The organism is Roseovarius confluentis (genome assembly GCF_002917925.1).
GTDB lineage: Bacteria > Pseudomonadota > Alphaproteobacteria > Rhodobacterales > Rhodobacteraceae > Roseovarius > Roseovarius confluentis.
Genome location: NZ_PPFE01000008.1, coordinates 153416 through 165279, shown reverse-complemented (window position 1 = coordinate 165279; position 11864 = coordinate 153416). Strand labels below are relative to the sequence as shown.

Genomic DNA, 11864 nt, shown 5'->3' with positions numbered 1-11864 from the left:
CCCCTGGGTGGGCGGCAGCGATGGCGCGGCGGCGCGTACCGCGCCTTGATTCCGCGCCGTCAGTTTACCGCCCGTGGCTCGCCTCCTGCCACTCGCGCAAGGCCGCGTTCGGCTCGCTTTCCACCTCCTGCACCTGCAACGCCAGCCCCGCATCATGCCCGGTATCCGCCACGCCCGCGCTGCCCGCGTCCAACGCGCGCAAGGATCTCAGGTTGCCCACCACCTGTGGGGTGCGGGCCATCGTGGCGGCGATGGAGCGCTGAAACTCCTGCCCCTTGGCCTGATGCCGCGCGCCGAAATAGAAACTGACGATTGCCCCCAGCAGCCACCACAACGGCTCGGGCACCAGTGCGATCCCCTGCATCCGCTCGGAAAACCAGATCGGATCGACCATCGCCGCGACGAACAACCCCAGCGTCCCAAGCGCCATGGCCGGGCGCGGCACCCGGTTCAGCCCGTCGATTAACCGGTCGTACCAGCCCTTGCGCTCGGCCCTGAACTCGGCCGCAAGCTGCGCCAGCGCCGCGCCCTGCAATTCGGCGGCGCGTTCATCCGATTTCTCGGCATTCACCCGGAACACTTGGGCCGTTTCCGCCACCGCATTGCGCCCCCCGCCGAAGACCAGGCTCAGGACCGTCTCGATCAGTCCCATTTCGCCACCCGATCCCGAAACTCCGCCGGCGTCATGTGATAGCGCGACGAGATGAACGCCTCGGCGCGCCGGATCCAGCCGCCCTTGCCACCCGACCGGGTGCGCGCAAACTTGCGCGACGCGGGGCGCTGATCGGCCAGCCGGAAATAGTAATTCCGCCGCGCGATCCCGTAGGCATCGGCAATATGCAGCGGCGCCACGCCATGCGCCAGCTCCGCCGCATCGATGGTCTGTGGGCCGATGATTCCGTCCACGGCCACCTCGTGGCCCATCTGCCGCAACAGCCGTTGCAGGATCTTCACCGCGTTGGACCCCGCATTCACGTACATGTCGAACACGCTGGCCTGCAAAACCTGCGGCAGCCGTGCGATCCCGGGCCGGTGGTAATAATGGTCGATGAAGATGTCCTGCGCCTGCGCCCGGCTGAGACGACGCACATCGGCCACGTCCACATCCCCGTCCCGGTCAAGGTCCAACCCCAGCCGCCGCATCGTGTGGATGGTCACGCCATGGTTGGTGGCCCCGCCCGGGTCGTCGGGGTCATTCACGAACCCGCCTTCCCGCGCCAGGATATCCTCTGCGATCTCCGAGACAGTCTGCATTCCGCGCCCCCTTGGCCAGCGATTTGAACTCGCCGGCAAGGATTGTCAGGAATGGTTAATGCGTGGCTTAGCTACCGTCCGGTTCCTGGTAAACGCCCTGTTCCTTCAGCGCATCGACGACTTCCTTGGGCATGTATTCCTCGTCATGCTTGGCCAGGATCTCGGTCGCGGTGAAAACCCCGTCCTCGTAGCGGCCCAGGCCCACCATGCCCTCGTTCTCGCCAAACAGATCCGGCAGAACGCCGGTATAGCGCACCGGCACCGACGCCCCGCCATCAGTCACGCTGAAACTCACGGTCTCGCCCTCGCCACGCACCAGAGTGCCTTCTTCGACCAGCCCGCCGATCCGGAAGGTTTCCGAGGGCGCGGGCGGTTCGGCCATTACTTGACTTGGCGAGCGGAAGAAGTTGATGCCGTCGCGCATGGCATAGCCGATCAGGCCCGTGGCCAGGATCAGCGCAATCGCCGTCACGGCAATGACCTGCACGCGCCTCTTTTTCTTCAGTGATTTCATCGCGCTACCCCGTCCTCCTCAGGGAAACTACGGAAACACCGGCGCCAGCATCAGCCCCGTCGTCTCGTCCAGATTTAACATCAGGTTGGCGTTCTGCAAGGCTTGCCCGCTCGACCCCTTGCACAGGTTATCGAGCGCGGCGACCACGATGGCCCGCCCCTCGATGCGGTCCGCGACCACGCCGATATGGCAGAAGTTGCTCCCCCGCACATGCCGGGTGCTGGGCCCCTCGCCAAAGGGCAACACCTCGATGAACGGCTCATCCGCGTAAGCGTTGTAAAGCGTCTCGTAAACCGCCTTCGCCTCGCCCTTCACATACCCCGTCGCCAGAATCCCCCGGTTCGCCGGCACCAGGTGCGGCGTGAACTGGATGTGCACGTCGCGCCCCGCGATGGCCGAGAACTCCTGGTCAAACTCGCCCAGATGCCGGTGCGTCCCCCCCAGAGCATAGGCGTGATACCCCTCCGACAACTCCGCATGCAGCAGGTTTTCCTTCAGGCTCCGCCCGGCCCCCGACACCCCGCATTTCAGGTCCAGGATGATGTCGTCGAGGTCGATCACCCCGGCTTCGATCAGCGGGCGCAGTACGTATTGCCCGGTCGCGGCGTTGCACCCTGTTCCGGCCACCAGCCGCGCCTCGCGGATGGCATCGCGGTAAAACTCGGTCAGGCCATAGACGGCCTCTTTCTGCATCTCCACCGCCGCATGGGGGTTGCCGTACCATTTCTCATAGGCGGCCGGATCGCGCAGCCGGAAATCCGCGCTCAGATCCACGATCTTCAGATCCTTGGGCAGCGCCGAGATGACCTCCTGGCTGGTCTTGTGCGGCAGGGCGCAAAAACACAGGTCGATCCCGGTAAAGTCGATCTCGTCGATCGTCACCAGCGTGGGCAGGTCGAGGTGCCGCAGGTGCGGAAACGCCTGCGCCATGGTCTGCCCGGCCTTGGAATTGGCCGACAGCGCGGCAATCTCCAGCCCGGGATGCGTCGCGATCAGCCGGACAAGTTCGGCGCCGGTATAGCCCGAGGCGCCCAGAATGGCGATTTTATGGGTCATGTCAGACCTCTTTCGTCAGTTAACAGTCATGTAAGGAAGAATGCGCGGCCCCGCAATGCGACGCGCTGGCCTCAGGCGGCCTGGAACGTGATCCCTCGTCGCAGGAACTGCGTCGCCCGGTCCGAGGTGCGCTTGGGGTCGCCCGTGGTCAGGAACCGCACGCCGGTCCCGCCATCCGCCATGTCCGGATGCCGCGACAGGTAATCGGCCAGGCTCGCCGCCACCAGGTTGGGCTGCGAGAACACCTGCACCTCCGGCCCCAAGGCCGCCTGGAACACGTCCTCGACCAGCGGGTAATGCGTGCACCCCAAAACGGCGGCCTGCGGATTGGGCATCTTGCGCTTGAGCGCGTCCACATGGCTGCGCACCAGCGCTTCGGCCAATATCATGTCGCCATCCTCGATGGCGTCCACCACGCCGCCGCAGGCCTGCGCCTCCACGTCCACGCCGATGGCGCGAAAGGCCAGTTCCCGCTGAAACGCCCGGCTGCTGACAGTCGTGGGCGTTGCAAAAAGCGCGGCATGCTTCACCGCCACCTCGCGCGGGGCGGAATTGTCGCCCCACTGCCGCTCGGTCAGCGCCTCGATCAGCGGCACGAAGACGCCCAGCACCCGCTTGCCCGGCGGCACGCCTTCCTCCTGCATCCGGCGCAGGGCGGCGGCGGACGCCGTGTTGCACGCAAGGATCACCAGGTTGCACCCCTCGTCATGCCACAGCCGATGCACATGCGCCTTGGTGCGGGCAAAGATATCCTCGGGATCGCGCACACCGTAAGGCGCGTTGGCATTGTCGCCCAGATACACCAGTGCCACCTCCGGCAACCGTGCCTCCACGGCGCTCAGAACCGTCAGGCCACCAAGCCCGCTGTCGAAAATTCCAACTGCCATATGTCCCGCGCTGCCCGCGCCCCTAGTCGTATTCGAAGCCAATCTCGTCCGGGTTCACCGGACGCGTGCTAAGCTCATACGTCTTGTGCCGCAGAAACGCCATCATGGATTTTGTGTCCTTGGCCCGTGCGCGCAATTCGTCCTGCGAGATCGGCTGGCCCACCACGACCTGCACGCGTGTGTCCACCCGCTTGCAGAATTCCTTGATCAGCAGCCCCATGCGCAGCGTGTAATGCAAGTGACTGGCCAGCTGGAACAACCGGCTGGTGTGCCCCTCGAAGAAGATCGGCACCACGGTCGCATCCGATTTCGCCACCATCCGCGCCGTGAAGCCCCGCCAGCCGGGGTCGAGCGGCTGGGCAAAGGGTTTCGCCGCCGTGCTGACCGTGCCGCCGGGGAAAATGCCGATGGCCCCGCCGTCACGCAGATAATTCAGCGCTGTCTTGCGGGTCTCGATATTCAGCGCGACCGCCTCTTTCGTCTCGTCAAAGCTGATCGGCAGGATGATCCGGTTCAGGTCTTCGGCCTTGCGGAACACCTTGTGCGCGAGGATACGGAAATCGCCCCGCGTCTGGCTCAGGATATGCCCCATCATCATCCCATCCAGAATGCCGTAGGGATGGTTCGCAATCAGGATCAGCGGCCCGGTGCGCGGAATGTTGTCCAGGCGCCCGCCCACAACGTCCAGCGTCAGGCCATACCGCTCCACCATCACCTGCCAGAAATCGCGGCCCGCTGCGACTTCCTGCTCATAGCCCGCCGCCCGCTTGATCAGCCGAATGCGGCCCGTCAGGTTTTCCATCGTGCGGATCATGGCGCGGCCCCCGCGGGTCTGCGCCGAATAGGCATAGCTGATGTCACGGGCCACGTGGCGTTCCTGGCGCATCTCACCTTCCGTCTCGATTCGCGTGCATCCAACTACATCGCCCCGCCACGTAACAGGGCGATGAATTCTAGGTAACAAACACGGGAGTGCCCTACTGTGCCGCCCGCGCCACGTCCTGCCCCCCGTCGCGGATCACCTGCAAAAGATGCTCGCGCTGCTTGGCCGCCTTTTGCGCGTTCGCCATCTTCACCGGGCCGAAGCCGCGGATCTGCAATGGCAATTCCGCCAGCGCCACGATGGCGTCCTGGGTCTTGCCCTCCAGCTTGGGCAGCACCTCGGCCATGTCCGCCTCGTACTCGCGGATCAGGGCACGTTCCATGCGCCTCTCCTCGCTATAGCCGAAGATGTCCAGCGGCGTGCCGCGCAAGCCCTTGAAGTTGGCCATCAAGCGCATCGGCTTTTCCATCCACGCCCCGAACTGCCGCTTCTTCGGCCGCCCGTCCGGGCCGGTCTTGCTCAGGATCGGCGGGGCCAGGTGAAAGGTCATGTCGAAATCGCCCGCGAACTCTTCCTCGGCCTTTTTCCGGCTCTGGATCAGCAGCCGCGCGACCTCGTATTCGTCCTTGTAACTCAATAGCTTGTGATAGCCCAAGGCCACCGCCTCGCGCACGGTCCCGTTCTCTATTCCGTCGACCAGCTTGCGATACCGTTTCGCCAGCCGCTTGCCCTGGTAGCCGACAAGGTGATCGGCGCGGAACGCGATCTTCTCCTCCAGCGACTTCGGCTTTTCCACAACGGTCGGCGTCACCATCCGGTCCGCCTCTTGCGGGTGCTCCGCGGCCCACCGCCCGATATCGAAGGCCCGCAGGTTGCGCTCCACCGCCGCGCCGTTCAGTTCAATGGCGGCGTCGATGGACGCCTTGCTGAGTGGCACAAGCTCCCGCTGCCATGCCGCGCCAAAGATGATCATGTTGGAAAAAATGGCGTCGCCCATCGCCACCCGAGCAAGCTCGCTGGCGTCGAACAGCACCACGTCGTCCTGCATCCGCGCCTTCAGCGACAGCGCCAGCTGGTCGGTCGGCAGCGTGAACTCGGTGTCGCGAGTGAAATCGCCGGTCATGATCTCGTGGCTGTTGACCACGCCGCCCGTGCGCCCCTTCCGCGTCAGTCCCAGCGTCTTGGCTCCGGCGCTGACAACCAGGTCGCCGCCGATCAGCGCATCCGCCTCGCCCGTGGCAACCCGGATGGCACTGATATCGCTTGGCTTCTCGGCAATCCGGCAGTGGATATGAACTGCGCCACCCTTCTGCGCCAGCCCGGCCATCTCCATCATGCCCGCGCCCTTGCCGTCGATCTGCGCCGCCTGCGCCATGACGGCGCCAATGGTCACCACGCCGGTGCCGCCGACGCCGGTGATCACCACGTTATAGGTGCCGTCGATCCTGGGCAGCGCGGGCTCCGGCAGATCCGGCAGGTCCAGATCGGCCGACGCCTCCTTGCGGATCCTCGCCCCTTCCAGCGTCACGAAGGACGGGCAGAACCCCTTGAGGCACGAAAAATCCTTGTTACAGCTCGACTGGTCGATGGCACGCTTCCGGCCAAGTTCGGTTTCCTTGGGCACGATGGCGACGCAGTTCGACTGCACCCCGCAATCCCCGCAGCCCTCGCAGATATCGGTGTTGATGAAGACCCGCTTGTCGGGGTCCGGAAAGGTGCCGCGCTTGCGGCGGCGGCGCTTCTCGGCAGCGCAGGTCTGCACGTAAATAATGGCCGATACGCCTTTGATTTCCTGAAACTTCTGCTGCACCTGCATCATCTCGGCCCGCTCGTGCCAGCCGATGCCCGAGGGGAAATGCGCCTTCTCCGGCTCTTCCTTCTCGTCATAGACCACCGCGATGTGCTCCACGCCCATCGCCTGCAACTCTCGCGCAATCCGGTCCGGCCCCAGACCGCCCTCGTTGGTCTGCCCGCCGGTCATGGCGACCGCGTCGTTGTAAAGGATCTTGTACGTGATGTTCACACCCGCAGCCAACGCCGCGCGAATGGCCAGAACGCCCGAGTGGTTATACGTTCCGTCGCCAAGGTTCTGGAACACATGCTCGCGGTTGGAAAACGGCGCCTCGCCGATCCAGTTCGCGCCTTCCGCGCCCATATGCGTGAACCCGCTGGTCTCGCGGTCCATCCACAGCGCCATGATGTGACATCCGATCCCGGCATAGGCACGCCCGCCCTCCGGCACCTTGGTCGAGGTGTTGTGCGGACACCCCGCGCAGAAATACGGCAACCGCGCCGCCAGCTCTTCGGCGTTGTCCGATTTCTTCGCTTCGTCAATTAGTTGCAACCCGGCCTTCACGCGGTCCGTGCCGCGGCCTTCCTCCACCAGGATGGTGCCGATCTTCTCGGCCACCATCACCGGGTCCAGCGCCATGCGCGTCGGGAACAGTTCCTCGGAATGCAGGCCGCCCGCGCCGCCCTTGTACCAGCCATAGACGCGCCGCCCCTGCCGGTCGTCGAAAATCGCCTCCTTGATCTGGATCTCGATCAGCTTGCGTTTTTCCTCGACCACCACGATCAGGTCCAGCTCCTCGGCCCAGTCGTGAAAGCCCTTCATGTCCATCGGAAAGGTCTGGCCCACCTTGTAGGTCGTCAACCCCAGACGCTCGGCCTCGGCGGCGTCGATCCCCAGCATGTCCAGCGCATGCGTCAGGTCCAGCCAGTTCTTGCCCGCAGCGACGAAGCCGATCTTTGCGCCGGGTTTACCCCACACCCGCTTGTCGATTTTGTTCGCGTGGGCAAAGGCTTCGGCGGCGTACCTCTTGTGGTCGATCATCCGCGCTTCCTGCGCGATCCAGTGATCCCCAAGCCGAATGCTCAGGCCCCCATCCGGCATGTCGAACTCCGGCAGGACGAAATTCATCCGGTCGAGACTGCCATCGACCACGCTGGTCACCTCCACCGTGTCCTTCATGGTTTTCAGCCCCGCCCAGACGCCCGCAAAGCGCGACAGCGCAAAGCCGTAAAGCCCGAAGTCCAGGATCTCCTGTACCCCGGCAGGTGACAGCACCGGCATATAGGCATCCACCAGCGCCCAATCCGACTGGTGACAAACCGTGGAGCTCTCCCCGGTATGGTCATCCCCCATCGCCATCAGCACGCCGCCCAGCGGCGCGGTCCCGGCCATGTTGGCATGGCGCATCACGTCGCCCGAGCGGTCCACCCCCGGCCCCTTGCCGTACCACAGACCGAAGACGCCGTCGTGCTTGCCCTCGCCGCGCAGCTGCGCCTGTTGTGTGCCCCACAGGGCCGTGGCTGCCAGGTCCTCGTTCAGGCCCGGCTGAAAGGTCACGTTCGCCTCGGCCAGCACCTTTTCCGCACGCGCCATCTGCATGTCCACCGCACCCAGGGGCGAGCCGCGATAGCCCGTCACGTAGCCCGCGGTATTGTGCCCCTCGGCCCGGTCCCGTGCGGCCTGCATCAGCATCAGCCGTACTAGCGCCTGCGTGCCGTTCAGCAGAATCTGCGATTTGGTCAAATCCAGCCGGTCGTTCAGGGAAATCTTCTGATCGCTCATGTCGTCCTCCCGAGGCGCTTGCGCGATCCCGCGCAATTGCTAGGTATATAGGCGTATTTTAGGTCATAATACGTGACCTAACACAAAGTTTCACGTTTTTTCCACGCTATCGGCTGTGAACCGCAGATGTTTTTCTGCTATTGCGCCTGCGGGATTGGATTGCATTGAAAGTTGCGAAATGGATTGGGACAAACTGAGAATATTTCACGCTGTGGCCGATGCCGGCAGCCTCACACATGCCGGCGACCAGCTTCACCTGTCGCAATCGGCCGTCTCGAGGCAGATTCGCGCGCTCGAAGAATCACTCAACGCCACACTTTTCCATCGCCACGCCCGCGGCCTGATCCTGACCGAGCAGGGCGAGCTTCTGTTCGATGCCACCCGCGCCATGGTCAAGCGCCTGGACGCCGCCACCGCCCGCATCCGCGACAGCGAGGAGGAGGTATTCGGCGAGTTGCGCGTGACCACCACCATCGGCTTCGGCACGCTCTGGCTGGCCCCGCGCCTGCCCAAGCTCTTCGCCACCTATCCCGACCTCAACATCGACCTGATGCTCGAGGAACGCGTGCTCGACCTGCCCATGCGCGAGGCTGACGTGGCGATCCGCATGAAGGAACCTAGCCAGGCCGACCTCATTCGCAAGCGCCTGATGATGATCAACATGTGCCTGTTCGCGACCCAGAAGTACCTCGACGAGCGCGGCACGCCGGAACGGATGGAAGACCTCAGCCAGCACCGCATCATCTGCCAGAACCCCCGCTCGGCGCAGGTCGGCGCGGGCGCGACGCTCGTCAGCGAGCTGATGACCTACGACATCCCCTCGCTGCTGACGGTGAACAACTATTACGGCGTGTTGCAGGGCGTGCTCAACAATTTGGGAATCGGCGTGCTGCCCGACTACCTCGGCCAGGATTTCGACCAGATCGTGCGCGTCCTGCCGGAGGTCCAGTCATCGGACGTGCCGGTCTTCCTCGCCTACCCCGAGGAATTGCGCCAGTCGCAACGCATCAAGGCATTCCGCGACTTCGTCCAGGAAGAGATCGTGGCCTATCGCAAAAACGTCGCAAAATAAGGCATTACGCCCATTTCTCGGACAACCGCCGATGCAGCTATGCGGCAACAGCATAGCAGGTTTTCGCCTCCTGCGACCTGATTACCCTTGAACGCTCGGAAAACGGGTACTAATTCGCGGTCATGACGGTGATCAACCCGATCACTTCATACCTCCCTGTTGGACTTTGGCCGAGCTTATTGCTCGGCCTTTTTTTTGGCCTGTCGGGATGGCTGACGCATGATGAAATCAGGTTGCAGCAGCTGCTGACCCTTCGCTCGCTGGCGCGGGATCAAGGCGCAGCCAGCTGCTCCGCCGCGCCATCGACGGGCCGTCCCCACGGCACATCGAGTCGTTGAAGTGAGTGCACCCCTCGTTCCTTTTGCGGCAACTTGGGAATAAAGCGCACCTGCTCCGGCCCTGGATCGACGCACCACGGCCCGTCGATGGCGCGGCTCAGCACCCGGTTGTGGAGCGTCTACGACGGATCCCCACGATCCCGGTCCCTTCCTCCCCTAAATCACCGCAATATCACCCCCTGCCAGAGGCGACAGCGCCTTCGGCCCGCCATCGGTGATGACGATCACCTCCTCATGCACCATGCACAGCCCGCCGGGCCGGTCGATCCCGGGCTCCAGCGTGATCACCATGCCGGGTTCCAGCACGGTTTGGTCCTGCGCCGTCAGCGACAGCCCCTCGGTCAGCTGCATCCCCAGGCCGTGCCCCAGCCGTCCCGCCGTCTCGCCCGCCCCGACGATACCCGACATGACCCGCCACAGATCGCTGGCGCGCGCGCCGGGCCGGGCCATCTCCATCGCCGCTGCCGTGGCCGCGACAAGCCGCCCCTGCGCCTCTGCCACGCCTTCACCCACATGTCCCACGGCGAAATTGCGGTCGAAATCGCAGAAATACCCGTCCCATACCGCGCCCGTGTCCAGCATCAGCACGTCGCCTGCACAGAGCGGCGTCTCGGGCGCGGGCGAGATCACGTCCGCGTACCCGCCCTGCGCGGCGCCCCCGGCAAGGTAAGGCACCCAGTCCGCGCCTTCCTCCAACAAGAGGCGCTGAAAATCGCGAAAGACCTGCGCCAGCGGGCGGCCTTCCCCCGCGATCTCGGGCACCCGGGCAAAGGTCCGACCGGCAATGGAACAGGCGGTTTCAATCTTGGCGATCTCGGAGGGGGATTTCACAGCCCGCAGTCGCGCCACGAGTCCCGCATCTTTGGTGAACGCCAGACCGGCCAAGTCTTTCACCCGCTCGAAGTCGTGCAAAGGCATCCTCAAATGCGTCTCGTACCCCATTGGCACGCCCACCGGGCCGCCCACCTCGCGCAGCGTTGCGGCCAGCAGGCTCACACCGTCATCGTCGGGGTTGGGGGCCGACCACGTGCGGATATCCTCGACCCACGTGCGCCCCATCAGCGCCGCCCCGATCGACGGGATCACCGCCACCGGCGGACCTTCGCGCGGCACCACCAGGAACCACGGGCGGCTCGGGCTTTCCCAGAACCGCGTCAGAAAGCCGGTGAAATAACGCACATCCGCCTCGGTCGTCAGCAAGAGCGCGCCCAGCCCCGCACGGTCCATCAGCACCTGCGCCCGCGCGGTCCGGGTCTCGTACTCCGCCCGCTCGAACCCCCGGATCATCCGACGGCTTGCTCACTCAGGATGCACAGCACCCGCTCGTCGGGTCCAAGGCCCATCAACCGCGCGGCGGCCAGCCCCGCCGCCCCCGATTCCGTGCTCTCCAGCCCCATAAGCTTCAATTCCGGCAGCACCTCCGCCGCCTCGTCCTCACTGAGGGTCACGAAGGCATCGGCATCCCGCGACAAACCACGCAGCGCGATCAGCGATGGCTCCTTGCAATCCAGACGCCCCATGGCCGAGACCGGACCTTCGGTCGCCACCGGACGACCCGCTTCGATACTCGCCTGCAACGCCGGGGCGGCCTCGGGCTCCACCACCACAATGCGCGGCTCCGCACCCCAATGCGCCCGGAAAAGCGCCGCGCAGGCCCCCGCCAGCCCGCCGACGCCCGCTTGCAGGAAAATATACGTGGGCACCTCCGGCATCTGCCGCACCGCCTCCTCGGCCATCACCAGGTAACCTTCCATCAGCCGCCAGGGCAGGTCCACGTACCCGGGCCAGGAGCTATCGGACAACAGCGTCCAGCCGTTGTCCGTTGCTGCTTGCTCGGCGGCCTTCATGCTGGATTCGTAGTCTGACCCGGCCCGCACCACCTCGGCGCCCCTGTCGCGCAGGCGTCCGGCAAAGCTTTCAGGCACCGTCTCGGCGATATAGACCACGGCCTTCGCGCCAAAGACCTTCGCCCCCGCCGCCACCGACATCCCGTGATTGCCCGCGCTCGCGGTGACATAGGTCCGCTCCGCCAGCGCCCTCGCCATGTCCTCCGCCCCCGTCGCGGCGGCCTCGTGCGCAATCACATAAGCCGCCCCAAGTGCCTTGAAGCTGCCCAGCCCCATGCGCCCGCGCTCGTCCTTGACGAAAAGCGTCGTGCCGAACGCCTCGCGCCGCTCCAGCGGCGTCTCGCCATGCGCCGGGCACTCGGACAACAGCCGCAAGGGCGCGGCGGCGTCCACGCTGGGGCCGGGGATCTCGGCCAGTACCCCGTCCACCAGCCCCTGTCCGCGCCACGGGTTCTCGATCGTCTTCATGGCAACTCCTTTCCGCACAACCCGACGGCAT

At 65.0% G+C, this 11864-nt stretch carries 10 protein-coding genes; 1 reads left to right on the top strand and 9 read right to left on the bottom strand.

Annotated features, from left to right (window positions below; all coding sequences use genetic code 11):
- Positions 1–64: 64 nt before the first annotated feature.
- From C2I35_RS17000 to C2I35_RS16970, 7 genes are all read right to left on the bottom strand, one after another.
- The gene (locus C2I35_RS17000; protein ID WP_211286168.1) at positions 65–652 is read right to left on the bottom strand and encodes a holin family protein; all 588 of its coding nucleotides are present in this window, start codon (positions 650–652) and stop codon (positions 65–67) included.
- On the bottom strand, positions 643–1254 hold the full coding sequence (locus C2I35_RS16995; protein ID WP_103764240.1) for a holin-associated N-acetylmuramidase: 612 nt from the start codon (positions 1252–1254) through the stop codon (positions 643–645). Before C2I35_RS16995 ends, C2I35_RS17000 begins: the two co-directional genes overlap by 10 nt.
- Positions 1255–1321: 67 nt before the next feature.
- On the bottom strand, positions 1322–1768 hold the full coding sequence (gene ccmE, locus C2I35_RS16990; protein WP_103764239.1) for a cytochrome c maturation protein CcmE: 447 nt from the start codon (positions 1766–1768) through the stop codon (positions 1322–1324).
- Between the two features lie 27 nt (positions 1769–1795).
- The gene (gene argC / locus C2I35_RS16985) at positions 1796–2824 is read right to left on the bottom strand and encodes an N-acetyl-gamma-glutamyl-phosphate reductase (protein ID WP_103764238.1); all 1029 of its coding nucleotides are present in this window, start codon (positions 2822–2824) and stop codon (positions 1796–1798) included.
- A gap of 71 nt (positions 2825–2895) precedes the next feature.
- Positions 2896–3711, bottom strand: a complete 816-nt coding sequence (locus tag C2I35_RS16980) for a glutamate racemase (RefSeq protein ID WP_103764237.1) — start codon at positions 3709–3711, stop codon at positions 2896–2898.
- Between the two features lie 22 nt (positions 3712–3733).
- Entirely contained in the window at positions 3734–4597 is an 864-nt protein-coding gene (locus C2I35_RS16975; protein WP_103764236.1) for a lysophospholipid acyltransferase family protein, read from the bottom strand.
- Positions 4598–4688: 91 nt separating this feature from the next.
- On the bottom strand, positions 4689–8108 hold the full coding sequence (locus C2I35_RS16970; protein ID WP_103764235.1) for an indolepyruvate ferredoxin oxidoreductase family protein: 3420 nt from the start codon (positions 8106–8108) through the stop codon (positions 4689–4691).
- 178 nt (positions 8109–8286) lie between these two features.
- Here C2I35_RS16970 and C2I35_RS16965 point away from each other — a divergent pair, with 178 nt between their 5' ends.
- Positions 8287–9180: a LysR family transcriptional regulator gene (locus tag C2I35_RS16965; protein WP_103764234.1), complete on the top strand. Its 894-nt coding sequence runs from the start codon at positions 8287–8289 to the stop codon at positions 9178–9180.
- Positions 9181–9674: 494 nt separating this feature from the next.
- Here the strand turns inward: C2I35_RS16965 and C2I35_RS16960 are convergent, their stop codons facing one another.
- Both C2I35_RS16960 and C2I35_RS16955 read right to left on the bottom strand, forming a co-directional pair.
- Positions 9675–10805 (bottom strand): M24 family metallopeptidase, encoded by a 1131-nt coding sequence (locus tag C2I35_RS16960; protein ID WP_103764233.1) that lies wholly within the window; start codon positions 10803–10805, stop codon positions 9675–9677.
- Entirely contained in the window at positions 10802–11833 is a 1032-nt protein-coding gene (locus tag C2I35_RS16955) for a pyridoxal-phosphate dependent enzyme (RefSeq protein ID WP_103764232.1), read from the bottom strand. Before C2I35_RS16955 ends, C2I35_RS16960 begins: the two co-directional genes overlap by 4 nt.
- Between the last annotated feature and the right edge of the window lie 31 nt (positions 11834–11864).